This is a genomic window from Mesorhizobium sp. YC-39 (assembly GCF_025753795.1).
In the GTDB taxonomy this organism is placed as follows: Bacteria; Pseudomonadota; Alphaproteobacteria; order Rhizobiales; family Rhizobiaceae; genus Mesorhizobium.
Map to the genome: position 1 here is coordinate 895,068 of NZ_JAOWPS010000001.1, position 23,077 is coordinate 918,144.

General features: G+C 63.7%; 22 protein-coding genes. 10 read left to right on the plus strand and 12 right to left on the minus strand.

The window, feature by feature from the left end:
• Positions 1-25 precede the first annotated feature (25 nt).
• Positions 26-877, minus strand: a complete 852-nt coding sequence (locus OHD62_RS04290; RefSeq protein ID WP_263781173.1) for a glycosyltransferase family 25 protein — start codon at positions 875-877, stop codon at positions 26-28.
• Between the two features lie 205 nt (positions 878-1,082).
• Here OHD62_RS04290 and OHD62_RS04295 point away from each other — a divergent pair, with 205 nt between their 5' ends.
• The 4 genes from OHD62_RS04295 to OHD62_RS04310 all read left to right on the plus strand — a co-directional run bounded on the left by OHD62_RS04295 (position 1,083) and on the right by OHD62_RS04310 (position 5,815).
• Positions 1,083-3,587: a heavy metal translocating P-type ATPase gene (locus OHD62_RS04295; protein WP_263781174.1), complete on the plus strand. Its 2,505-nt coding sequence runs from the start codon at positions 1,083-1,085 to the stop codon at positions 3,585-3,587.
• A gap of 42 nt (positions 3,588-3,629) precedes the next feature.
• Positions 3,630-4,022, plus strand: coding sequence for a DUF305 domain-containing protein (locus tag OHD62_RS04300; RefSeq protein ID WP_263781176.1), 393 nt, complete (start codon positions 3,630-3,632; stop codon positions 4,020-4,022).
• 91 nt (positions 4,023-4,113) lie between these two features.
• Positions 4,114-4,959, plus strand: coding sequence for an aldo/keto reductase (locus tag OHD62_RS04305; protein ID WP_263781177.1), 846 nt, complete (start codon positions 4,114-4,116; stop codon positions 4,957-4,959).
• A 97-nt stretch (positions 4,960-5,056) separates the two neighbouring features.
• A complete protein-coding gene (locus tag OHD62_RS04310; protein WP_263781178.1) occupies positions 5,057-5,815 on the plus strand; it encodes an MBL fold metallo-hydrolase in 759 nt (252 codons plus the stop codon).
• 6 nt (positions 5,816-5,821) lie between these two features.
• On the opposite strand, the gene OHD62_RS04315 is transcribed toward OHD62_RS04310, so the two are convergent.
• From OHD62_RS04315 to mutS, 3 genes are all read right to left on the minus strand, one after another.
• Entirely contained in the window at positions 5,822-6,376 is a 555-nt protein-coding gene (locus OHD62_RS04315; protein WP_263781179.1) for a TetR/AcrR family transcriptional regulator, read from the minus strand.
• A gap of 7 nt (positions 6,377-6,383) precedes the next feature.
• Entirely contained in the window at positions 6,384-6,848 is a 465-nt protein-coding gene (locus OHD62_RS04320) for a nuclear transport factor 2 family protein (RefSeq protein ID WP_263781181.1), read from the minus strand.
• A gap of 86 nt (positions 6,849-6,934) precedes the next feature.
• Positions 6,935-9,667, minus strand: a complete 2,733-nt coding sequence (gene mutS / locus OHD62_RS04325) for a DNA mismatch repair protein MutS (protein WP_263781182.1) — start codon at positions 9,665-9,667, stop codon at positions 6,935-6,937.
• 158 nt (positions 9,668-9,825) lie between these two features.
• Here mutS and OHD62_RS04330 point away from each other — a divergent pair, with 158 nt between their 5' ends.
• A complete protein-coding gene (locus OHD62_RS04330) occupies positions 9,826-11,013 on the plus strand; it encodes a glycosyltransferase (RefSeq protein WP_263781184.1) in 1,188 nt (395 codons plus the stop codon).
• A gap of 133 nt (positions 11,014-11,146) precedes the next feature.
• Positions 11,147-13,426 (plus strand): NADP-dependent malic enzyme, encoded by a 2,280-nt coding sequence (locus OHD62_RS04335; protein ID WP_263781185.1) that lies wholly within the window; start codon positions 11,147-11,149, stop codon positions 13,424-13,426.
• Between the two features lie 75 nt (positions 13,427-13,501).
• Here the strand turns inward: OHD62_RS04335 and OHD62_RS04340 are convergent, their stop codons facing one another.
• Both OHD62_RS04340 and OHD62_RS04345 read right to left on the minus strand, forming a co-directional pair.
• Positions 13,502-14,179, minus strand: a complete 678-nt coding sequence (locus tag OHD62_RS04340; protein ID WP_263781186.1) for a hypothetical protein — start codon at positions 14,177-14,179, stop codon at positions 13,502-13,504.
• A gap of 212 nt (positions 14,180-14,391) precedes the next feature.
• The gene (locus OHD62_RS04345; protein WP_263781187.1) at positions 14,392-15,384 is read right to left on the minus strand and encodes an adenosine kinase; all 993 of its coding nucleotides are present in this window, start codon (positions 15,382-15,384) and stop codon (positions 14,392-14,394) included.
• Positions 15,385-15,699: 315 nt separating this feature from the next.
• Between OHD62_RS04345 and OHD62_RS04350 the strand changes: the two genes are divergently transcribed.
• The gene (locus tag OHD62_RS04350) at positions 15,700-16,602 is read left to right on the plus strand and encodes a DMT family transporter (protein WP_263781188.1); all 903 of its coding nucleotides are present in this window, start codon (positions 15,700-15,702) and stop codon (positions 16,600-16,602) included.
• Positions 16,603-16,671: 69 nt separating this feature from the next.
• Positions 16,672-17,442: a sulfate transporter family protein gene (locus OHD62_RS04355; RefSeq protein ID WP_263781190.1), complete on the plus strand. Its 771-nt coding sequence runs from the start codon at positions 16,672-16,674 to the stop codon at positions 17,440-17,442.
• On the opposite strand, the gene OHD62_RS04360 is transcribed toward OHD62_RS04355, so the two are convergent.
• The 6 genes from OHD62_RS04360 to OHD62_RS04385 form a co-directional block, all read right to left on the minus strand.
• Positions 17,373-18,371 carry a proline racemase family protein gene (locus tag OHD62_RS04360; RefSeq protein WP_263781192.1) on the minus strand — a complete coding sequence of 333 codons (999 nt, stop codon included), beginning with the start codon at positions 18,369-18,371 and terminating at the stop codon, positions 17,373-17,375. The genes OHD62_RS04355 and OHD62_RS04360 overlap by 70 nt on opposite strands.
• Complete coding sequence (locus OHD62_RS04365) at positions 18,368-19,165, minus strand: isocitrate lyase/PEP mutase family protein (RefSeq protein WP_263781194.1); 798 nt, start codon at positions 19,163-19,165, stop codon at positions 18,368-18,370. Before OHD62_RS04365 ends, OHD62_RS04360 begins: the two co-directional genes overlap by 4 nt.
• Positions 19,166-19,245: 80 nt before the next feature.
• On the minus strand, positions 19,246-20,100 hold the full coding sequence (locus tag OHD62_RS04370) for a hypothetical protein (RefSeq protein WP_263781196.1): 855 nt from the start codon (positions 20,098-20,100) through the stop codon (positions 19,246-19,248).
• Between the two features lie 71 nt (positions 20,101-20,171).
• Entirely contained in the window at positions 20,172-20,828 is a 657-nt protein-coding gene (locus tag OHD62_RS04375) for an HAD family hydrolase (protein ID WP_263781198.1), read from the minus strand.
• Between the two features lie 13 nt (positions 20,829-20,841).
• Complete coding sequence (gene dut, locus OHD62_RS04380) at positions 20,842-21,327, minus strand: dUTP diphosphatase (protein WP_263781199.1); 486 nt, start codon at positions 21,325-21,327, stop codon at positions 20,842-20,844.
• 84 nt (positions 21,328-21,411) lie between these two features.
• Entirely contained in the window at positions 21,412-21,882 is a 471-nt protein-coding gene (locus tag OHD62_RS04385) for an Lrp/AsnC family transcriptional regulator (protein ID WP_263781201.1), read from the minus strand.
• Positions 21,883-21,996: 114 nt separating this feature from the next.
• Here OHD62_RS04385 and OHD62_RS04390 point away from each other — a divergent pair, with 114 nt between their 5' ends.
• Both OHD62_RS04390 and OHD62_RS04395 read left to right on the plus strand, forming a co-directional pair.
• Complete coding sequence (locus OHD62_RS04390) at positions 21,997-22,251, plus strand: DUF6356 family protein (RefSeq protein WP_263781203.1); 255 nt, start codon at positions 21,997-21,999, stop codon at positions 22,249-22,251.
• Between the two features lie 17 nt (positions 22,252-22,268).
• Entirely contained in the window at positions 22,269-23,066 is a 798-nt protein-coding gene (locus OHD62_RS04395) for a class II glutamine amidotransferase (protein WP_263781205.1), read from the plus strand.
• Positions 23,067-23,077 lie beyond the last annotated feature (11 nt).

The following is a 23,077-nucleotide window of genomic DNA, read 5'->3' on the forward strand; positions in this document are numbered from 1 at the left end:
GTCGGCCTCGCCGTTTCGGCGGCGTCTATAGCGCGTTTTCGCGGCGCTGGGTATGGGGCGGGCGGATACGTTCTCCGCGATAGTCGAATGGGATGATTGTCTCTTGTCGCAGCCGGCAGAGGTCGAACATCTGTTCCGCTATCCGTTTGATCTCGGTCCTGATTTTGTTGATTCCGGTCTTCCTGCGCCTTTTGATCATCTCGATGACGTCACGCTGCTCGCCGCGTTCTTGCTTGAGCATGCTCGGCAATCCGACAGCCCGGTCACCCAGGAACTGGTCCTGCACGCACAGGGCCGGAACGAGCTGATAGATGGTCTTGCTGGACGACGTTGCCAGACTTGGATTGAAGACGACGTGGTCGACCGGTATACCGATATCCTCGGTGCCGGCGACGAGGTCGCGCGCGGCTTGTCTTGAAACGATGTAGCCCGCCGTCCCGATATGGGTCCGATGGAGCCTGGACACGCAAAAGCCGTGGCCTGCCGAAACGCGCTTGCGTCCGATCGTGGTTTTCTTGAAGAAGGTCTCCAGCTTGACGATATCGGCATCGGCCGGGATCCAGCCGGTATCGGCAAGCAAAGCGCCGGCTTTTGCGGAAAAGACGATATCGTCCTCGAAGATGGCGCCGTAGGCATCGTCGCCGGTCGCGATGATCGCCCAGCAGGCCCTATGGCTGAGCAGACAGGCGATCTCGGCATTCGTCATGCGCAGGGGCAATTTGCGCTTGACGCGCAGCGGCATAAGGGCGAGGTCGGGCCGATCCCGCGCGTCGATCGCTGCAATGCGTTCGAACCCAACGCCGATCCGGGCAAACTCGACCGTCATATGGGCGAGCCTGTCGCGGGACCGATCGAGGTTGATGACCAGACATTTCATTTGCAAGGCACTTCGTTTGGATAGGATCGACGCCGTTAGCCAAAAAGTGGTCGCGTCCATAGCACACCGGCACAAATGCGTGCGTTTTTTTCCGCTCATGCGGTTCGATGAGGGGCAGGTGCAGAAAATTGAAACTGGCCCTTGACCTTCCAGTTACTGGAAGCACTACCTCCGCTCCAGCATCGAGACACAGGGGCTTTTTCGCATGACCCATTCCGGCCACGATCATCACGCGCATGGCGGTTGCTGCTCGGCGAAGGCAACTCCGTCCGCCGCGGATGCCGTCGTCCGCGATCCGGTCTGCGGCATGATCGTCGATCCGGCCGCCGGCAAGCCGGCCGCCGAGCATGGCGGCCAGCTCCATCATTTCTGCAGCGAGCGCTGCCGCCAGAAATTCGTCGCCGAGCCGGAGAAATACCTGACCGCCGCCGATCCCGTCTGCGGCATGAGCGTCGACCGCGCTACCGCCAAGCACTTTCTCCGGCACGAGGGCCAGGGCTTCTATTTCTGTTCGGCTGGTTGCCAGGAGAAATTCGCGGCGGAGCCGGCAAAATATCTCGGCGGCCGGCCGGAACCGCGGGCAATGCCGAAAGGCACGCAATACACCTGCCCGATGCATCCCGAAATCATCCGCGACAAGCCCGGCTCCTGCCCGATCTGCGGCATGGCGCTGGAGCCGATGGGCATACCGACGGGCGATGAGGGCCCGAACCCGGAGCTGGTCGACTTCACCAGGCGCTTCTGGGTAAGTGCGGTGCTGTCCGCGCCATTGCTGGTCATTGCCATGGCGCCGATGTTCGGTCTGACCTTTCGGGACCTTATCGACGATCGGACGAAGGTCTGGTTGGAACTGGCGCTGGCCAGCCCGGTGGTGCTGTGGGCCGCCTTTCCCTTCTTCCATCGCGGTTGGGATTCGGTTCTCAATCGCAGTCCCAACATGTGGACGCTGATTTCCCTCGGCGTCGGCGCAGCCTGGCTCTACAGCGTCGTCGCCACGCTGTTTCCGGATATCTTCCCGCACCAGTTCCGTGGTCATGGCGGCACGGTGCCGGTCTATTTCGAGGCCGCAGCCGTTATCGTGGCGCTGGTGTTCCTTGGCCAGGTGCTGGAACTGCGTGCCCGGGAGAAAACCGGCTCGGCGATCCGCGCGCTGCTCGACCTGGCGCCGAAGACGGCGCGGCGGATCGCCGAGGACGGTTCCGAGAGCGACGTGTCGCTCGATGCGGTCAAGGCCGGCGACCGCCTGCGCATCCGTCCAGGCGATGCCGTTCCGGTCGACGGTATCGTGCTCGAAGGCCGCTCTTCCGTCGACGAATCGATGATATCAGGCGAGCCGCTGCCGGTCGAAAAGACTGAAGGCGATGCTTTGACAGGCGGCACGCTCAACAAGAACGGCTCGCTGGTCATGCGCGCCGACAAGGTCGGCGCCGAGACGACGCTGGCGCGCATCGTCGAGCTCGTCGCCAAGGCGCAGCGCTCGCGCGCGCCGATTCAAGGGTTGGCCGACCGCGTCTCCTTCTACTTCGTTCCAGCCGTGGTGTTGATCGCGATCATTGCCTTCATCGCCTGGGCGGTCTTCGGCCCGCAGCCCAGTCTGATCTTTGCCATCGTCTCGGCGGTCTCGGTACTGATCATCGCTTGTCCCTGCGCGTTGGGTCTGGCAACGCCGATGTCGATCATGACCGCCACCGGGCGTGGCGCGCATGCCGGCGTGCTGATCAAGGAAGCGGCGGCGCTCGAACGCTTTGCCTCCGTCGATACGCTGATCGTCGACAAGACAGGGACGCTGACCGAAGGCCGGCCGCGATTGACCGATGTCGTCGCCGTCGACGGCATGCCGGAAGATGAATTGCTGGCGCTCGCCGCCAGCCTGGAAAAAGGCTCGGAGCACCCGCTGGCAGAGGCCATCGTCACGGGCGCTGGCGACCGTCGCCTGAAGGTCTCTGACGCCAGCGGCTTCGAGGCGGTCACCGGCAAGGGCGTTTCCGGCACGGTGTCGGGAAAGAAGGTCGCGCTCGGCAATGCTGCGATGATGGCTGATCTCGGCATCGACACCGCATCTGTTTCAGCCAGGGTTGAGCCGCTGCAAGTCGAGGGCAAGACCGTGATGTTCGTCGCTGTCGCCAGCAAGCTGGCCGGCATCGTTGCCGTCGCCGACCCGATCAAGGCGACGACGGCCGAGGCGATCAAGGCGCTGCATGACCGCGGGCTGAAGATCATCATGGCGACCGGCGACAACGAGCGCACGGCGAAAGCCATCGCAGGCAAACTCGGCATCGACGAGGTGCGTGCCGGCCTGCTGCCGGAACAGAAGAGCGCGCTGGTCGAGGCATTGCGTGCCAAGGGCGGCGGCATTGCCATGGCCGGCGACGGCGTCAACGATGCGCCCGCGCTGGCCGCCGCCGATGTCGGCATCGCCATGGGAACCGGCGCCGACGTCGCGGTCGAAAGCGCCGGGATCACGCTGGTCAAGGGTGATCTCAACGGCATCGTCCGGGCCCGAACGCTCGCTCAGGCAACGATCCGCAACATCCGCCAGAACCTGTTTTTCGCCTTCGTCTACAATGTGCTTGGCGTGCCGGTCGCGGCCGGCGTGCTCTATCCGCTTACCGGGACGCTTTTGTCGCCGATGCTGGCGGCCGCGGCGATGAGCTTGTCCTCGGTTTCGGTCATTGCCAATGCGCTGCGACTCAGGACGTTGAAACTCTGAGTGAGCCCCCCAAATAGAATTTGTTCAAAATGGAGACGATGAATGACCTTGGCCAAGAAGATCGTGCTGTTGCTGATGGCGGCGGGAATGCTGGTTGCCGTTTTTCTCGAAAGCGTTCCGGCGCAGTCCGAAGAGATGAAACACGACATGGGCGCGATGGCGATGGGCGGCGATAGCCCTTCCACCGACGGCTATAAGGCGGCGATGGACAAGATGCATACCGATATGATGGCGATCGAATATTCCGGCAATGCCGATGTCGACTTCGCCCGTGGCATGATCCCGCATCACCAGGCGGCGATCGACATGGCCAAGGTCGAACTTGCCAACGGCAAGGACCCGGAAATCCGCAAGCTGGCCGAAGCGGTCATCACCGCACAGGAAGCCGAGATCAAGTATATGCAGGCCTGGCTCGCCGCCCATCCGGTGAAGTGATCGCACCAGCCGTGATCGGAGTCCGGACCGTCATCTGGATTTCTCCCGGCGGTTGTGCTGCGATGCGCGCCGATCACGCCGGGAGCACGCCATGCCAACAGTCATAAGAACGACCATGCTGCCCTCCGGCGAAGCCGTTCCGGTGCTTGGCCAGGGCACGTGGAAGATGGGCGAGGACGCCCGCCGCCGTGCCGATGAGGTCAACGCCCTCAAGCTCGGGCTGGACCTTGGCGTCACGCTGATCGATACGGCAGAAATGTATGCCAGCGGCGGCGCCGAGGAGGTGGTGGCCGAGGCTATTGCCGGGCGCCGCGACGAGACCTTCCTGGTCTCCAAGGTACTGCCGTCCAACGCCTCGCGCGCCGGCGTGGCGCGCGCCTGCGAGAACAGCCTGAAGCGCCTCGCTACCGACCGCATCGATCTCTACCTGCTGCATTGGCCCGGCAGCGTGCCGCTGGCCCAAACCGTCGAGGCGTTCGAAGCCTTGAAGAAGGCCGGCAAGATTCGCCACTGGGGCGTCAGTAATTTCGATACCCACGAGATGGAGGAACTGGTCGGTTTGCCGGGCGGCGGTAACGTCCAGACCAACCAGATCCTCTACAATCTGTCCCAGCGCGGCCCCGAATTCGACCTTTCGCCCTGGAGCCGGCAGCGCGGCATTCCGCTGATGGCCTATTCGCCGGTCGATCAGGGCACGCTGGCGCGCAACGCCAGGCTCGAAGCCATCGCTGCCCGCCACGATGCCACGGCCGCGCAAATCGCGCTTGCCTGGGCGATGCGCCAAGACGGTGTCATCGCCATTCCCAAGGCCAGCAAGCAAGACCATGTCCGCCAGAACGTCGCCGCGCTCGACATCAAGCTCACCTCACAAGATTTCGCCGACCTCGACCGCGCCTTCCCGCCACCGACCCGCAAACGCGGTTTGGAGATGATCTAGATTCCGAAAATTGGGAACCGGTTTTCAGAAGAATAGAGAGTGAGCATTGGAACGAATTTCAGCTGGGCATCATCACACGGCGTACAAAATCGGGGATATGACGGTCACGTCGCTGCGCGACGGTTATGTCGACATGCCAACAAGGCGGCTGCGCCAGCCTGGAAACATTGTATTCGGCGATAATCTGCCATCGCAAGTTCCACTCATTGACGGCGCGCTCAGGTTGTCCGTCAACGCCTTTGCCATCGATGACGGCGACGAAATCACGCTGATCGACACAGGGGCTTCGAACGCCTGGCACCCGACAATGGGGCATCTGCCCAAGGCGCTGCGCGAGGCGAAGATCGCCGTCGACCGGGTGCGCACTGTTGCCTTCACCCACACCCATCTCGATCATATCCACGGGCTCATCCTTGCCGACGGTGGCGACGGCTTCCCGCAACTCTCGCGCCTGCTTGTCCCGCGACTTGAGATTGGCATGTTTCGCGAGGAGACAAGGCTGGAGCGTTTCCACGGCCGCGCCCAGCCTTTCGATCCTGGGCAGCGCCTCAGCGCGCATATCGATACGATCGCCACTCCTGGCCATGAAGTCGGCCACACCTGCTTTCGCCTTGTGAGCGACGGCGAAACACTGTTGATCTGGGGCGACATTGTGCATGTACCATCGCTTCAATTCGACCATCCGGAGATCGCGTGGGAATTCGACGCCGACCAGGAGCAGGCGAGGACAACCCGGCGGCAAATACTGACGATGGCAACTGGCAACGCCTGCTACGTCGCGGGAGCGCATCTCGATTCACCGGGCGTCGGTAGGGTTTCCTGCACCGAAACAGCCTTCCGCTTCGAGCCCTTGTAAAAAACTCTAGCCGAGCGCCGCCCGCGCCCGTTGCAGCGCGCGGGAAAAAACCGCCGTATCGTCGAAAGCGCGTCCCAGCGTGAGCGCGCCCTGGATGGCGCAGACTGTCTCTTCGGCTAGTTCGTCTGCCCTGGCTGGGCTATGTCCGGTGCGGGTCAGCGCTTCGGCAAGATGCGCCACCCAGCGGCCGAAATAGCTTTTGATCGCCTTGGCAAACAGGTCGCGGGCGTCGTCCAGCGCGAAGGCGCCGATGAGGCACACCCGGCGACCGGAGCGGAAATAGCGATCTGTGGCCTCCAGCATGCGCTCGATGCCGGCACGGGGGTCGTCGATGTCTTGCAACGGCGCGAACACGTTTGTTTCGAACCAGCCGTCGATATGGGCGATGACGGCTGCCGCCATCTCCTCCTTGCCGCCGGGGAAGAAGTGATAGAGGCTTCCCTTGCCCAGCCCCGTCGCCTCGCCGATCAGCGACAGGCTGGCGCCCTCATAGCCATGCTCGCGAAAAACCTCGGCCAGGATCGCCAGAAGGCTGTCGCGATCGGGCGCTATCCGTCGCATGCGCCCGTTACAGTCCGAGTTCGGAAAGGCCGGGATGGTTGTCGGGTCGGCGGCCGAGCGGCCAGTGATATTTGCGCTCGCTCTCGCTGATTGGCAGATCGTTGATGCTGGCCACGCGCCGGCGCATCAGCCCGGCTTCGTCGAACTCCCAGTTCTCGTTGCCGTAGGAGCGAAACCAGTGGCCGCTGTCGTCGTGCCATTCATAGGCGAAGCGGACGGCGATGCGGTTTTCGTTCCAGGTCCACACCTCCTTGATGAGGCGATAATCGAGCTCGCGTGCCCATTTGCGTGCCAGGAAACCGACGATCTCGTCGCGACCGGTGATGAATTCAGCGCGATTGCGCCACACGCTGTCCTCGGTATAGGCGAGCGAAACGCGTTCCGGATCGCGGCTGTTCCAGGCATCCTCGGCAAGCCTCGCCTTCTGCGCCGCAGTCTCAAGCGTGAAAGGCGGCAGCGGTGGACGGCTCATGACGTTCTCCATCGATAATGGCCGCAATACGGCTCGATGGGAACATTGTACCTAACGGTACAATGAGGTCAAGATGCCGAACGGTGCTAGGGCTTCCCCGCCATCCCCTTCAGCCGATAGAGCGCTTCCAGCGCCTCCCTCGGCGTCATCTCGTCGGGATTGATCGCGCCCAGCGCCTCACCCAGCGCATCGTTCCTGGTCGGCTTCGGCGCCTCCCGCTTCAGCGCCACCGAAAACAGCGGCAGGTCGTCGACCAGCCGGTTCGCCTTGCCCGAAACTTCACCGGCTTCGAGCTGATGCAGCACCTCCTTGGCCCGGCCGACCACGGCTTCCGGCAGGCCGGCCAGCCGCGCCACCTGCACGCCATAGGACCGGTCGGCCGCACCCTTGCCGACCTCGTGCAGGAAGACGACGTCGCCTTCCCATTCCTTAACCCGCATGGTGACGTTATGCAGCCGTGGCAGTTTCCCGGCCAGCGCCGTCATCTCGTGGAAATGGGTGGCGAAGATCGCCCGGCAGCGGTTCTTTTCGTGCAGATATTCGACCGCCGCCCAGGCAATCGACAGGCCGTCGAAGGTCGCGGTGCCGCGGCCGATTTCATCCAGGATGACCAGCGCGCGCTCGCCCGCCTGGTTGAGGATCGCCGCCGTCTCGACCATCTCGACCATGAAGGTCGAGCGACCGCGCGCCAGGTCGTCGGAGGCGCCGACACGCGAAAAAAGCCGGTCGACGACGCCGATATGGGCGGATGTCGCCGGCACGAACGAGCCGGTCTGGGCTAGAATGGCGATCAGCGCATTCTGCCTCAGGAAAGTCGACTTGCCGCCCATATTGGGGCCGGTCAGCAGCCAGATCGCGCCGTTTTTCGCATTGCTTTCCGGCGACAGGTCGCAATCATTGGCGACGAACGGGCCTTCGCCCGAACGCCGCAGCGCCTGCTCGACCACCGGATGCCGCCCCCCCGAAATCTCGAAGGCAAGGCTTGCATCCACCATCGGCCGGCACCACGCCTCGCTTTCCGAGAGCAGGGCAAGGGCTGCCGATACGTCGAGCACGGCAAGCGCCTCGGCCCCGGCGCGGATTTTATCCGCTTCGCCCACCGCCTCCGCCGTCAGCCGGTCGAAGGCGGCAAGCTCGATGCTCAGCGCCCGGTCGGCGGCATTGGCGATCTTCGATTCCAGCTCGGCCAGTTCCGTCGTGGTGAAGCGCATGGCGTTGGCCATGGTCTGGCGATGGATGAAGCGCGCCTTCGCCCCGTCGCTGCCGGTCATGATCGAATGGTGGTTGGCGGTGACCTCGATATAGTATCCCAGCACATTGTTGTGCCGGATTTTCAGTGAGCGGATGCCGGTCTCCTCGATCAGCGAGCGTTCCAGCCCGGCGATCACCTTGCGCGATTCGTCGCGCAGCGCCCGCATCTCGTCGAGCTCGCCGTGATAGCCGGAGCGGATGAAGCCACCATCGCGCTTCAGCAGCGGCAACTCTTCGCCGAGCGCTTGCGTCAGATGGGAGGCCAGCGCATGCGGCAACGCTTCGATCGCCGCCAGCGCCGCCGCCAGCTCCTGGGGCAGGGTGGTTTCTCCAAACAGTTCGGCAATGGTGCGCGCCGTCTCGAACCCGGCGCGCAGCGCGCCGAGATCGCGCGGGCCGCCGCGGTTGAGCGCCAGTCTGGACAGCGCGCGCGGCATGTCGGCGACGCTCTTCAGGCTTGTCCGCACCGTCTGGCAGAGCCGGGTCTCGGAGCGGAAGAACGACACCGAATCCAGCCGTGCGCCGATAGCCGCCGGGTCGGTCAGCGGCGCCATCAGCCGGTCGGCAAGCAGCCTTGCGCCGCCGCCGGTTACCGTGCGGTCGATCGCCTTGAACAGCGAGCCTTCGCGGCTACCGGACAAAGTGCGCAGCAGTTCCAGATTGGCGCGCGTTGCCGGGTCGATGAACAGCGTCGAGCCCTGTTCCTCGCGTTCGGGCCGCGACAGTGGCGGCCGCTCGGCCTTCTGCGTCTTCTCGACATAGGCGATCGCGCCCGAGATCGCCGACAGCTCGGCGCGCGAAAACGTGCCGAAACTGTCCGGCGTTGCCACCTCGAAGAAGCGGGCGATGCGCGCCGCCGCCGAGGCCGAATCGAACAGCGAGGGCGGCTGCGGACTGGCGACGCGGCCAAGCACGTCGAACACCGGTTTCAGCTCGGGGTCGTAAAACACCGGCTCGGCAACGATCAATTCGCGCGGGTCGACGCGGAAGACATCGGCGAGCAGCCGGTCGGCGGTGGTCTCGGCGACACGGAAGCTGCCGGTCGAGATCTCGATCCAGGCCAGCGCAAAGGAGTGTTCAGCGCCGCCCTTCACCCGCCCCAGCGCCATCAGAAAACTCGATTCCGACGGCGCCAGCAATTTGTCCTCGGTGATGGTGCCCGGCGTCACCAGCCGCACCACGTCGCGGCGCACCACCGATTTGCCGCCGCGTTTCTTCGCCTCCGCCGGATCCTCGATCTGCTCGCAGACGGCAACGCGGAACCCTTGGCCGATCAGCTTCTGCAGATAGTCGTCGGCCGCATGCACCGGCACGCCGCACATCGGGATGTCGTGGCCCTGGTGCTTGCCGCGCTTGGTCAGCACGATGCCCAGCGCCCGGCTCGCCTTTTCGGCGTCGTCGAAGAACAGCTCGTAGAAATCACCCATGCGGTAGAACAGCAGCGAATCCGGGTTTGCCGCCTTAATCTCGATATACTGTTCCATCATCGGCGTGGGGCCGGCGGCAGCGGCCGGCATCGGCGTCACGGCCGCTGGGGCGTCGATATCCTTTGGGGTGCGCATATCCATGCCATGCTCTAGCAGATGTGGCCGGATGGTTTAATGCCGGCGGATTGAAAAACGGGGGAAACCGCGATCGCGAATGCGGCAACGGGCAATGCGCCGACATTGCCTCGCGCCGGAATGCTCAATATTGATCAGATGGGATCGGAGCTTGGGCGGGCGCAGTGGACAAGGACAGGCACGAGACGTTTGAAGAAATGATCGGTCCCGTCGGATCGCCGTTGCAGCGCATGCTGCTCAAGGCAGCGCGCCGCGCCAACCGGACCGCCGACAAGCTCAGGCTCTCGGCGCGAAAGCGGTTTCCCTTCATCCTTCCGTCCCGTGGTCCGCTGTCCGACCTCGACGGCGGCATCCAGGTTTCCGTGCATGTGGTCAGCCGCGACCCTCTGGTGTTGTACATCCCGGTCGGTGGGCCTCGCCCGTTCTATTCCGTCGCCGCCATCGGCCGGCGCCTGGCGTCGCGGCGCGCCGTATTCCTGCTGATGCCGAGCTGGACCCTGGAGCGGCCTGCCGTTGTCGACCAGATCGGCCGGGATCTCGCCTGGTATGCCAGGCTTTGCCCTGATCACGAGGTCATCTTCCTCTGCAACACAGAGGAAGAGCGCCGCCTGATCGCCGCGGTCGGCGGCACAGCCATCTTTTCCAACCACAATCTGATGATATCGGAGGACGTATTCCGGCCGCTGCCGGACGTGCCGGTCGAGTTCGACGCGGTCTACACCGGCCGCATATCGCACACCAAGCGGCATTATCTCGCCTTCGACGTCGAAAGGCTGGTCCATATCGCCACGTCGATCGGCGAACTGCCGCCTTCCGGCGCCCGCGCCTTCATCCGCCGCCTGCAGGCGCAATCGCCGCTCCACCACATTGCCAATCCGATCGTCGACGGCATGACAGCAAGCCTGTCGCAGGAAGAAGTCAATCGCGTCTACAACCAGGCCGCGGTCGGGCTATGCTTGTCAGCGGCGGAAGGCGCGATGTACTCCAGCATGGAATATCTGATGGCCGGGCTGCCGATCGTCTCGACGCCAAGCCTTGGCGGGCGCGACGTCTTTTTCGACCCGGACTATTGCCTGATCGCCGAGCCGGAACCCGCGGCAGTCCGGAAAGCCGTAGAGACACTGCGCGACCGCGCCATCGCGCGCGAGGAGATCCGTGCCCGCACGCTGGAAAAGGTGCGCGCGCAGCGGCTGGAGCTGATGACCTATCTGTCGGCGCTGCTGCGGCGCATGGGCGGCGACGCCCCGCCGCTCTCGCAATGGCCATTTCCCCCGACCTCTGCGCTGATGCGATGGGCCCCGGTGCGTGACCATGCGCGCGAGCTTTCCGCGCCGGCCTCCTTGACCGACTGAGCCTGAGAGTGCGCACGACCGCGATTCCGCACCGCTTGGCGGTTTACAGCGGCGGCGTGTGGCCTTAATTCGGAACTCCACAAAAAGCACCCGTCTCAAGCGGTGCTGCACCGGCGAGGAAATCGAAAGCATCATGGCCAGGAAAACCGAAAACAACGGCCCCTCCGTCAGCGCCCAGGAGGCGCTTGAATTCCACGCCATGGGCCGGCCCGGCAAGCTGGAGATCGTCGCCACCAAGCCGATGGCGACGCAGCGCGATTTGAGCCTCGCCTATTCGCCGGGCGTCGCGGTGCCTGTCCTTGCCATCGCCGAGGACCCAAGCCGCGCTTTCGACTACACCACGCGAGGCAACATGGTCGCCGTCATTTCCAACGGCACCGCCATCCTCGGCCTCGGCAATCTCGGCGCGCTGGCCTCCAAGCCGGTCATGGAAGGCAAGGCGGTGCTGTTCAAGCGCTTCGCCGACGTCGATTCCATCGATCTCGAGGTTGATACCGAGGATGCCGACGAATTCATCAACTGCGTGCGCTATCTCGGCCCTTCCTTCGGCGGCATCAACCTTGAGGACATCAAGGCGCCGGAATGCTTCATCATCGAGCAGCGCCTGCGCGAATTGATGGATATTCCGGTCTTTCATGACGATCAGCACGGCACCGCCATCATCTCTGCCGCCGGCCTGATCAACGCGCTCGAAGTCACCGGCCGCGACATGAAGACCACCAGAATGGTCTGCAACGGCGCGGGTGCGGCCGGCATCGCCTGCATCGAATTGATGAAGGCGATGGGCTTCGCGCCCGAGAACATCATCCTGTGCGACACCAAGGGCGTGGTCTTCCAGGGCCGCACCGAAGGCATGAACCAGTGGAAATCTGCGCATGCGGTCAAGACCGAGGCGCGCTCGCTGGCCGAGGCGCTCGACGGTGCCGATGTCTTCCTCGGCCTTTCCGCCAAGGGCGCGCTGACCACCAAAATGGTGCAGTCGATGGCCAGGAACCCGATCATCTTCGCCATGGCCAATCCCGATCCGGAGATCACGCCGGAGGAAGTGGCCAAAATCCGCACCGACGCCATCATGGCCACCGGCCGTTCGGACTATCCGAACCAGGTCAACAATGTGCTCGGCTTCCCCTACATCTTCCGCGGCGCGCTGGATGTGCGCGCCACCACCATCAATGACGACATGAAGATCGCCGCGGCACGCGCTCTCGCCGAACTGGCGCGTCAGGACGTGCCCGACGACGTCGCCGCCGCCTATCAGGGCAACCGGCCGAAATTCGGCCCCAGTTACATAATTCCGGTGCCGTTCGACCCGCGCCTCATCTCGGCCATCCCGCTTGCGGTGGCCAGGGCCGCGATGGATAGCGGCGTCGCCCGCAAACCGATCCTCGATCTCGACCGCTACGCGCAGGAGCTGTCGGCCCGCCGCGACCCGATCGCCTCGACGCTGCAGCGCATCTACGATCGTGTGCGCCGCCAGCCCAAGCGCATCGTCTTCGCCGAGGGCGAGGAGGAGCAGGTCATGCGCGCCGCTGTCTCCTATGTGAACCAGCGGCTCGGCACCGCCATCCTGCTCGGCCGCGACGACGTCATCAAGGAGAACGCCAGGCATGCCGGCATCGATCTCAACAAGCAGGGCATCGAGATCATCAACGCCAGGCTGTCGCGCCGCAACGGCGTCTACACCGACTATCTCTACGAGCGCATGCAGCGCAAAGGCTTCCTGTTCCGCGACTGCCAGCGCCTGATCAACAACGACCGCAATCATTTCGCTGCCTGCATGGTGGCGCTGGGCGATGCCGACGGCATCGTCACCGGCGTCACCCGCAACTATTCGACCGCGCTCGACGACATCCGCCGCGTCATCGACGCCAAGCCCGGTCACCGCGTCATCGGCGCCTCGATCGTGCTGGCGAGAGGCCGCACCGTGATCGTCGCCGATACCGCCGTGCACGACATGCCGAATGCCGAGCAAATCGCCGACATCGCCGAGGAGGCCGCCGGCTTTGCCCGCCGCATGGGCTACGAGCCAAGACTCGCCATGCTCGCCTATTCGACCTTCGGCCACCCGCAGGGCGAGCGCTCCGAACGCGTCCAGGAAGCGGTGCGCATCCTCGACAAAAGGCGCGTCGATTTCGAATATGACGGCGAGATGGCCGCCGACGTGGCGCTCAATGCGCGCGCCATGGCGCAATATCCGTTCATCAGGCTTACCGGCCCTGCCAATGTGCTGATCATGCCGGCCTTCCACTCGGCCTCGATCTCGACCAAGATGCTGCAGGAACTCGGCGGCTCGACCGTCATCGGCCCGCTGCTGGTCGGCTTGAACAAGCCGGTGCAGATCGTCTCGCTGAATGCCAAGGACAGCGACATTGTGAATATGGCCGCCATCGCGGCGTATACTGCAGGGGCCTGACCGAAGTTCGCATCGCGGACAAAAAAGCCTTCCCCCGCATGCGGGGGAAGGCCAGATAGATGGCGATGGGACAGCTTATTCCCAGCCGCGGCAGCTCTGATAGGCATGCCGCCAGTAGCGCCAGCCGGTCGTCTTCCATTTCCAGAATTCATAGCCGCAGCCACCGTGATCGGAAGCGACGATCGTCACACCGCCCCAGAACCAGGAGCCATGCTTGTTGTGGCCATGGTGATTGCCGTGGTGGCCGTCATGGTCCTTGCCAGGTTTGCATCCGAACACCTTGCAATGCAGCTTGGGTCTATGCTTGAGGATCGGTGGCTTGGCTTTGCAGCCAGTCACCGCGCAGTTGAGTTTCCCCGTCATCTTGGGGCGAATCTTGTCGCCAAAGAGCGGCAGTTTGTCTGTCGGCCTGAGGGTTTCGCTGCGTCGGGCGAGGCGATACTGCGGCGGCGCCGAGTTCTGCTTCACCGCCTGTGAAATACCCTGTTTCATCTTGAACTTGCCATCTTCGGCGCGGGCGCCGTCGGTAACGGCCATGGCCCCGATGATCGTCGCCAGCAGCAGGACGATGCCGGCGAGGCGACGTTCGATCCTGAACATCGATGTCAGGCGCGCCATGCCTTTGGCGGGTGCGGCCGATCTTTCCTGACGGGTGCGTGCCATGGCGCCGGTGTACAGCTTCTCATGCTGCGTCGGCGTCAACACGCCGGGATCGACGCCGCTGAAAGCGTCGACTGTTACGGGAGTAAACATCTTTCTGATCCTTCAGTTGGTTGGCGGCCTCGGCCGCGGAGCCGTCCCGTCGGGTTCGCTCCATGGCGCGGTTTTTCGCCCCCGGCTGTTTCGGACGAATGCCGAAATCCGACTGAAGTGTTTCAATTGTTGCGGTTCGCCCGTCCGGTGCGACGGCAAAACCCGCCGCCGCTATGCGGCGACATCCACCATCAAGGCGGAGGTAAAAATCGCTAAATCAACCCCGCCTGCTCGGCCTCGCGGCGCAGATTCTGCCGCGGCCTTGGGCCGATCTGCTGGATGACCAGTCCGGCGGCCAGTGAGCCGAGATCGCCGCACGCCTTCAGGTTGCGGCCTTGCGTGTAGCCGTAGAGGAAACCGGCGGCATAGAGGTCGCCGGCGCCTGTCGTGTCGACCAGTTCCCTGATCTTCGTCGCCTGTATGGTGACGGTCTCGTCGCCGCGCACGATCACAGAGCCCTTTTCCGAGCGGGTGACGGCGGCGATCTTGCAGTCCTTGCGGATCTGCGCCAGCGCCTCGTCAAAGGAGGCGGTCTGGTAGAGCGACTTGATCTCGTGGCTGTTGGCAAAGACGATGTCGACCGTGCCCGAGCGCATCAGGTCGAGGAACTCGTCGCGGTAGCGGTCGACGCAGAACGAATCCGACAGCGTCATCGACACTTCGCGGCCGGCGGCGTGCGCCAGCTTCGCCGTCTGCCGGATCGCTTCCTTGGCGCGCGGCGGGTCCCACAGATAGCCCTCGAAATAGGTGACCGCAGCACCGGAAGCCTTGTCGGCCTCGACATCCTCCGGTCCAAGCTCGACGCAGGCGCCGAGATAGGTGTTCATCGAGCGCTCGCCGTCGGGGGTGACGAAGATCATCGAGCGTGCCGTCGGCGGTTCGCCCTGAAGCGGCCTGGTGTCGAAGGCGACGCCTTGCGCCTGGATGTCGTGGGCGTAAATCTCGCCGAGCGGGTCGTTGGAGACCTTGCCGAAGAAGGCGGCGCGGCCGCCGAAGGAGGCGACGCCCGCCGCCGTGTTGCCGGCGCTGCCGCCGGAGGCTTCGATCGCCGGGCCCATGCGGCTGTAGAGCAGTTCGGCGCGCTGGGTGTCGATGAGGTTCATCGCGCCCTTGATGATGCCGTTCGTTTCCAGGAACGCCTCGTCGCATTGGGCGATGATGTCGACAATGGCATTTCCGATGCAAAGCACGTCATAGTCCGGCATCAATATCTCCGCCAAAAACCCACCGGCTTTCTGCCACGCCGGCCGCAGGCGGGTCTAGCGATTTGCCGCAACTTTGCCTACCCCGAAAATCATCGCGACGGCCTTGGCAGCGATCCGCTGCTGCAGCCATCGCATCGAACTGGACCAAATCAGTCGCCACACTGACGACTATGGTTGCATCCACATCGAAACATTTTCGGTTGGTCATCAGCTAGAAGCATGATCCCGAAAAGTTGCAGACTTTTCGGACAAGATCATGCGAACAAAGACCTAGAAGCAGATCCAATCGAAGTTTGTCGAAGGCGCTGATAAGCAATGCCAGAAAAGATCAACATGACGACGGAACTGGCCTTGCTCGGCGTGCTGGCCGTTCTGTGGGGCGCGTCCTATTCCTTCATCAAGGTCGGCGTCGAGACGATTCCCCCGGTGACCTTCATCGCGGGACGGACCCTGATCGCCGGCGGCATCCTGCTGGCGCTCCTCCGCTGGCGCGGCCTCGCCATGCCGAGGGACGCGGCAAGCTGGCGCCGGTTCATGTTTCAGGCCTGCCTGAACAGCGTCGTGCCGTTTACGCTGATTGCCGCCGCCGAGCGCTCCATCGATGCGGGTCTTGCCACCATCCTCAATGCGACGTCGCCGATCTTCACCTTCCTCATGACCGCGCTCATCACCCGCCACGAGCCCGTGACCACGCGCAAACTGTTCGGCGTCGGGGCGGGCATCGCGGGCATATGCCTCATCGTCGGCACCCAGGCGCTGGGCGGTCTTGGCCATCAGCTCTGGGCGCAGCTTGCCGTCATCGCTGCCACCGTCAGCTACGCGGGTGCCGCTATTTTCGGGCGCAACTTCAGGGGTCTCGACCCCATGGTGCCGGCCGCCGGCTCGATGATTTGCGGCGCAGCGATCCTCATACCGCTGAGCCTGGTTTTCGACCGGCCTTGGACACTCTCGCCGTCGACGGCCTCGATCCTTGCGCTGCTTGGACTTTCAGTGTTTTCAACCGCGCTCGCCTTCTCGATCTTTTTCCGCCTCATCCACACGCTGGGCTCGGTCGGCACCACCTCGCAAGCCTATCTGCGCGTGCCGATCGGCGTCGGCATCGGCGCCGTCTTCCTCGGTGAGAGCCTCGGCTCAACAGCTTGGCTCGGCATGGCCTTCGTCGTCGCCGGCGTGGCGGCCATGACCATCCCCGCCCGGCAGACACGCCTTGCGCAATAGATAGAAGGTTGCACCTGCCACCAAGCCTGCCTATCTCGGGAACGTCTTTCTCGATGAGGGGTTGGAGACGTGATTCTCGACGCCGCCCGTGCCGCCATTAGCCGGCTGTTCTCGCCCGAATTCCGCTCGGTGTTCATCAAGACGCTGGGGCTGACCTTGCTGGCGCTGGTGGCCTTGTGGTTCGGGTTGACAAGCCTTGTCGAATGGCTGGCCCTGCCGTGGCTTGAGACACTGATACCCGGCCTGCCGTCCTGGGCCGGCTGGCTGGGCGGCATCATCGCCGCTATCGCTCTTGCCTTCGGGATGGCGCTGCTCATCGCGCCGGCGACGGCGATCGTTGCCGGCCTGTTCCTCGACGATGTCGCCGAAGTGGTCGAGCGCACCGACTATCCCCGCGATCCACCCGGACGCGCCATGCCAGCGCTGCGCTCGCTGGTGCTGGCGATAAAATTCTTCGGCGTCGTCATAGCAGGCAATATCGTCGCTCTGCTGCTCCTTCTGGTGCCGGGCATCAACATCGCCGCCTTCTTCATCGTCAACGGCTATCTGCTCGGGCGCGAGTTCTTCGAATTCGCCGCCATGCGCTTTCGCCCGGAGGCCGAAGCCAGGGCCTTGCGCAGGAAATATGCCGGCACGGTATTCCTGGCCGGGCTGCTTATCGCTGCCTTCCTCGCCGTGCCGCTGCTCAACCTTGTGACGCCGCTTTTCGCCGCCGCCTTGATGGTGCATCTGCACAAGGCGATTTCCGCGCGGGAGGGGCTGAGTACCATTCAAAGCAGCAGAAAGCCGCGCCCCAGCTCGTCGTCGGGCTCGACGATGAATTCGGCCCGGCCCGAGTAATAGGCGCGACCGCCGACGCGGGCGACGACGGCGTCATGCGGTCCGGCCTTTGCGGTCCGTGTCACGCTGCCGGAAAAACGCGAGCCGGCGATGCTCTCGAAGGTCCGTGCCTGCCCGATCGCGATCTCACCCCTGGCGTGCATTGCCGCGAGCCGCGCGGTGACGCCTGAGCCGGTCGGAGAGCGGTCGACCTGGGCCTCGGCGAAGACGCAGATGTTTTTCGTCGCCTCTCCGGAAAACGCGTCCCTGCCGTCGGTCAGGATCGTGCCGTAGAGAAAGGCAAGATCGGCATGGTCGGGATGCGACAGCGGGAATTCTGTCTTCAGCGTCTCCGTCAGCACTGTTGCGGCATCGACGAAATCGCGCACGCGGCTCCTGCCGAATTCCAGGCCGAATTGGCGGCAATCGGCCAGCGCGTAGAACGCGCCGCCATAGGCGATGTCGAACCCTATCATCCCGAAACCCGGCAGCTCGATCTGCTGGTCGCGGGCAAACAGAAAGGCCGGCACGCTTTCGAACGACACCGCACCCGCCTTGCCGTCCCTGACCTCCACGGAAGCCACCACCAGCCCGCACGGTGCTTCGATGTTGACTGTCGTTACCGGCTCCTGCCGGACCACCAGCCCTTCGTCGACGGCGTAGCGGCCGAGCGCGACGATGGCGTGGCCGCACATGGTCGAATAGCCCTCATTGTGCATGAACAGCACCGCGAGGTCGGCGCCGGGCAGGTCGGGCTCGACCAGCAGCGCGCCATACATGTCATAATGGCCGCGCGGCTCGAACATCAGGATCCTTCGGAGATGATCGAGGTGATCGCGCACATAGGCGCGCTTTTCCAGGATGGTGCCCTTGGGTATCGCGGGATAGCCGCCGGTGACGATCCTGAGCGGCTCGCCGCCGGTGTGCATGTCGACGACGGTGAGCGTCATTTTTCAGCAAACAGCGCCTGCAGCTTGCCGAACGGCATGGCGGCGCGGCCGAAGCTGAACGTGCCGTCCTGCTGGATCTCGCGCGCCGCCGTTTCCAGCATGCCGAAGGCGAAGTTGGTCAGCCCCGATCCGAGCGAGATGCGCTTGACCCCTGCCATCGCAAGATCGGCGATCGTGAAGCCCGGTCTGGCCAGGACATTGACCGGCTTGGTCAGAGCCGAACAGATGGTTTGCACCGTCTCGATGTCGCTGATGCCCGGCGCGTAGAGCGCGTCGGCGCCCGCCTTTTCAAAGGCCTGTAGCCGCTTGATCGTGTCGTCGATGTCGGGCCTATCCCACAGGAAATTCTCGGCGCGCGCGGTGAAGACGAAATCGCGCTTCAGCGCCCGTGCCGCCTCCGCCGCCGCCGCGACGCGCTCGACCGCATGCGAGAAATCGTAGATCGGCTTGTCGGGTTCGCCGGTGTGATCCTCGATCGAGCAGCCGGCGAGGCCCGCCGCTTCGGCCGCGAAGATGGTCTCTGCGGCACTTGTGGCGCTGTCGCCCTTGCCCTTTTCGAGATCGGCTGAGACCGGCAGGGCGGTCGCCGCCGTCACCTCGCGGCAGTGATGGATCATGGCGTCGAAGGTCACCGAGCCGTCGGGCAGGCCGCGCGAAAAGGCAAAGCCGGCGCTGGTCGTCGCCAGCGCCTTGAAGCCGAAGGAGGCGAGCAGCTTCGTCGTGCCGACATCCCACGGATTGGGCATGACGAAGATTGAGGCATGCAGGTCACGAAAGATCTTGCCCTTGTCCATGAATGCTCCCCTTCAGATGCGAAGATGTGAAAAGGGATTCTAGCGTGCCGATCTGCACCGGGCAAACGAATGCGTTTGGTTCAGAAGCGTTTGGCGTTTTCTGCTGACAAACGCTCGAACGCATCGGAGTCCCTCGCGTAACGCGACGCTGCCTTGTCCCAACGATAGGTGACGGAAATGTCGCGCGACGAAGCCTCGGGTGGCGCGTCGTCACAGCTTTCGCCGCTCGGTGCGGTCGTGTCGGTGACCGTCGCCTTGATGGCGGCATAGGACTGGCTGTCCTCGAGAGTTTTGAAGGCGAGGTTCTGCGTGCGTTTGTAGGCGCACAAATTCTCGTCGAACGTATAGATCGTGTCGACGAGCTCGAATCTGTCGTTGCGGACCATGATCAGCGGCGTGCTGACATAGCCCTGGTTCGAATTGAAATGCGTGCTCATGATCATGACTGCGTCGTCGCCGGCGCTGAGCGACAGCTTGCCGGGATCGCGGAAATAGGTGCTCCGGTCGGCGGCCACGTTGACCGCGTCGAGCAGTTTCGGCTTGCTGGTGAGATCGTAGAGCGCCAGCACCGCATAACCCTCGGCGCTGTCCTCGGCTTGCCCAAGGTCGAACAGCATCGTCAGCCGGTCCTTGCCGCCGGCCTTAATGCCAAGCACGGCGGCATTGGGCAGGTTTGTTGTCGAAGGCGGCGAGCCGCCGTCGTCGGAGCCGCTGATGTCGCGCATCTCGATCGGCAAAGTGCCGCCGTAAGAGCCGTCCGCGCCGATCTTCAAGTCTGGAATGACCATTCGGGCAAGGTCGAGATAGGTAACGTCCTTATGGCCGGGAACGGCGCTGCCAAGGTCGGGAAAGCGGACGACCTGTGCGGCGGCCGTTCCCCATAGCCAGGGCAAAATCAGGCAAGCAAAGATGAAGCGAAGCAGGATGGAGGTCATGGAGTGGCACCCTTCGACAAAGCGCACGCTAGCATGGACCATCCAGACGTACAGCCGGGCCGAAAATCAGCTCAGTGGATCGGCACCAGGCCGGCCAGCTCGCGCATGTCGTCGAACAGGATGCCGCCGGCCCCGGCGAGGCCGTCGCGGTCGGAATGCGGGTCGCCGTGATAGGAAAACACCCGCATGCCGGCGGCAATGCCGGCTTGCGTTCCGGCGACGCTGTCCTCGATGACGATACAGTCGGCGGCCGCGAAGCCCATCGTGCTGGCGGCATGCAGGAACAGGTCTGGGAACGGCTTGCCGCGCGAGACCATGGTCGAGCTGAACAACGCATGCTCGAACAGCGGCAAAAGCCCGGTCTGGCCGAGCGTGATGTGCATTTTCGACACGCGTGCCGAGGACGCGACGCAGGTGGCGATGCCGGCCGCGCGCACGGTCTCGATGAAATCCCGCACGTAAGGGATCGCCTCGATGCCATGCGCGAACAGGTCCGGCAGGCCGGCGTTCCAGCGATCGACGAAATCGGCGCCGAGGCTGACGCCGGTCGCCTCGACTTCCTTCTGCACCGAGACCATGCTGCGGCCGGAAAAATTCTTGCGGCAATATTCGAAGCTGGCCGGATAGCCAGCGGTGCTAAGCCATTCGGCGAGGCGTCGATTGGCCAGGTTCTCGGTGTCGACCAGAACCCCGTCGCAATCGAAGATGACGAGTTTGGGTATTTTCATTTCGCCACGCTCATCAGGCCGTGCCGGTCGATCCGAACCCGCCCGATCCCCGCGCCGTGCCGCCGGCCAGTGTGCGCTCCTCGACCGTCGCCTGCATCACGGATGCAAAGACGATCTGGGCAATCCGCATGCCGCGCGTCACCGCGAAATCCTCGTCGCCGAGATTGATCAGCAGCACCTTCACCTCGCCGCGATAGTCGCTGTCGATGGTGCCCGGCGTGTTGAGGCAGGTGAGGCCATGCTTGAAGGCAAGGCCCGAACGCGGCCGGACCTGGCCTTCCACACCTTCCGGGATTTCCAGGATCAGCCCGGTCGGCACCAGCGCGCGTTTCCCCGGCAAGATCAGCAGCGGCCGATCATCAGGCACCGCGGCGCGCAGATCCATGCCTGCCGCACCTGCACTTTCATAGGCCGGCAGCGGCAAGCCTTCGCCATGCGGCAACCTGACGAAACCGACGGAGGGGCCGATGACGGAAGTGGGATAAAGGGCTGCGCGCATAAAGCCACTTCTATCGGCACGAATGCCGATTCGGTCAACTCGGCCGCAAGGCTATCAACGGCTTTCTTTTTAGGTGGTTCCACCTCAACGCAGTTCCACCGGAACGACCGTCGTCTCCTTGATCTCCTCCATGACGAAGGAAGCCGAGACATCCGACAGCGCCACCTTGGCGATCAGCCGCTGGTAGAGCCGGTCATAGGCTTTCACGTCGGCGACGCGGGCGCGCAGCACATAGTCGAGGTCGCCGGACATCCGGTAGACGCCTGTGATCTCGGGAAAACTGGTCACCGCCGCGCGGAACTTCCGCAACCAGTCCGGATCGTGGTTGGAGGTGCGGATCAGGATGAACACCGACAGGCCGAGCCCAAGCTTGTCGGCATCGACCAGCGCCACCCGTCCGGTGATGACGCCATCCTCTTCCAGCCGTTTGACCCGCCGCCAGCAGGCGTTGCGCGACAGCGATACACGCTCCGAAAGCTGGTCGACCGACAGCGTGCCGTCGCGTTGCAGCTCAGCCAGCAATCGTCGATCGATTTCATCGAATTCCAGCGCCATGTGGGATATTTGTCCCAAAAAAACCTTTGAAACAAGGACAATTTGAGATCGATGAACCTTCGACATGTGGCACGATACTCAACGTCGGGGCTCATCCCGGCAGGAGGGATCACCATGACGACACGGCTTGCAAGTCTCTTCACCTCTCACCCGGCCAAGGTGGGCGAGACCTATTTCAGCCATATGGCCTTTGCCGCGTGGTTCTGTTCGCGCCTGTCCATGGCTGCGGGCGCCGCGCTCGTTCATGCTTTCTTGCCATTTCTGTTTGAGACTACTGCCAGCCGAATCGTCCGTGAGCTGTACGAACGGACGCACAACAGAGGCTCACACGCGGTCAAGGAGCCGGCAGCTCTGATGGATCGCGCATAACGAACGGGTGGAAGCGAATGTGCCGATGGGCGGCCTATCTTGGTGAAGCGGTCTTCCTCGAAGACATCATCACGGCGCCCTGCCACTCGCTGATCGCCCAGAGCCATTGCGCCCAGGAGGCGAAATCGCCGACCAATGGCGACGGTTTTGGGCTCGCCTGGTATGGAGATCGGCCCGAGCCCGGCCTCTATCGCGATATCTTGCCGGCCTGGTCCGATCCCAATCTGAAAAGCCTGTGCCGACAGATCAAATCCAGCCTGTTCCTCGCCCATGTGCGCGCCTCGACCGGCGGCGCCACCAGCCGCATGAACTGCCACCCGTTCATCTCGGGCCGCTGGTCGTTCATGCACAACGGCCAGATCGGCGGCTTCGAAAAGATCCGCCGCGCATTGGAGAATTCGCTGTCCGACGCTGTTTTCGACCAGCGCGAAGGCACCACCGATTCCGAACTCTTTTTCCTGCTAATGATCGACGAGGGTCTGCCTGACGACCCGCAGGGCGCTGTGTCACGCGCCGCGAGCCGCGTCGTCGAAGCCTCGCGCCGCGCCGGTCTTGAGCCGGCTTTGAAACTAACCGCCGCTTTCTCGGATGGGCAAGCGCTCTATGCCGTGCGCCATGCCAGCGATGGCCATGCGCCGACGCTCTACACCTCCGTCTTCCGCAACGGCGGGCGTTGCATCGTTTCCGAGCCCTTCGACCGCGATGGCGGCGACTGGCAGGCGATCCCGCCATCGAGTTTCGTCACCATCACGACATCGGGCATGAGCATCCACCCCTTCGCTGCGACCGTCGCGAAACTGGCGCTAGTTGGTTGAGCAGCACAATT

Bases quoted from the DNA above. Each gene is read 5' to 3' on its own strand.
- OHD62_RS04370 (WP_263781196.1), bottom strand. From the start codon at position 20,100: ATGACCTCCATCCTGCTTCGCTTCATCTTTGCTTGCCTGATTTTGCCC.
- OHD62_RS04305 (WP_263781177.1), top strand. From the start codon at position 4,114: ATGCCAACAGTCATAAGAACGACCATGCTGCCCTCCGGCGAAGCCGTT.
- OHD62_RS04340 (WP_263781186.1), bottom strand. From the start codon at position 14,179: ATGTTTACTCCCGTAACAGTCGACGCTTTCAGCGGCGTCGATCCCGGC.
- OHD62_RS04360 (WP_263781192.1), bottom strand. From the start codon at position 18,371: ATGACGCTCACCGTCGTCGACATGCACACCGGCGGCGAGCCGCTCAGG.
- OHD62_RS04320 (WP_263781181.1), bottom strand. From the start codon at position 6,848: ATGAGCCGTCCACCGCTGCCGCCTTTCACGCTTGAGACTGCGGCGCAG.
- OHD62_RS04375 (WP_263781198.1), bottom strand. From the start codon at position 20,828: ATGAAAATACCCAAACTCGTCATCTTCGATTGCGACGGGGTTCTGGTC.
- mutS (WP_263781182.1), bottom strand. From the start codon at position 9,667: ATGGATATGCGCACCCCAAAGGATATCGACGCCCCAGCGGCCGTGACG.
- OHD62_RS04335 (WP_263781185.1), top strand. From the start codon at position 11,147: ATGGCCAGGAAAACCGAAAACAACGGCCCCTCCGTCAGCGCCCAGGAG.
- OHD62_RS04295 (WP_263781174.1), top strand. From the start codon at position 1,083: ATGACCCATTCCGGCCACGATCATCACGCGCATGGCGGTTGCTGCTCG.
- OHD62_RS04310 (WP_263781178.1), top strand. From the start codon at position 5,057: ATGACGGTCACGTCGCTGCGCGACGGTTATGTCGACATGCCAACAAGG.
- OHD62_RS04345 (WP_263781187.1), bottom strand. From the start codon at position 15,384: ATGCCGGACTATGACGTGCTTTGCATCGGAAATGCCATTGTCGACATC.
- OHD62_RS04390 (WP_263781203.1), top strand. From the start codon at position 21,997: ATGACGACACGGCTTGCAAGTCTCTTCACCTCTCACCCGGCCAAGGTG.
- OHD62_RS04290 (WP_263781173.1), bottom strand. From the start codon at position 877: ATGAAATGTCTGGTCATCAACCTCGATCGGTCCCGCGACAGGCTCGCC.
- dut (WP_263781199.1), bottom strand. From the start codon at position 21,327: ATGCGCGCAGCCCTTTATCCCACTTCCGTCATCGGCCCCTCCGTCGGT.
- OHD62_RS04315 (WP_263781179.1), bottom strand. From the start codon at position 6,376: ATGCGACGGATAGCGCCCGATCGCGACAGCCTTCTGGCGATCCTGGCC.
- OHD62_RS04395 (WP_263781205.1), top strand. From the start codon at position 22,269: ATGTGCCGATGGGCGGCCTATCTTGGTGAAGCGGTCTTCCTCGAAGAC.
- OHD62_RS04300 (WP_263781176.1), top strand. From the start codon at position 3,630: ATGACCTTGGCCAAGAAGATCGTGCTGTTGCTGATGGCGGCGGGAATG.
- OHD62_RS04350 (WP_263781188.1), top strand. From the start codon at position 15,700: ATGCCAGAAAAGATCAACATGACGACGGAACTGGCCTTGCTCGGCGTG.
- OHD62_RS04365 (WP_263781194.1), bottom strand. From the start codon at position 19,165: ATGGACAAGGGCAAGATCTTTCGTGACCTGCATGCCTCAATCTTCGTC.
- OHD62_RS04385 (WP_263781201.1), bottom strand. From the start codon at position 21,882: ATGGCGCTGGAATTCGATGAAATCGATCGACGATTGCTGGCTGAGCTG.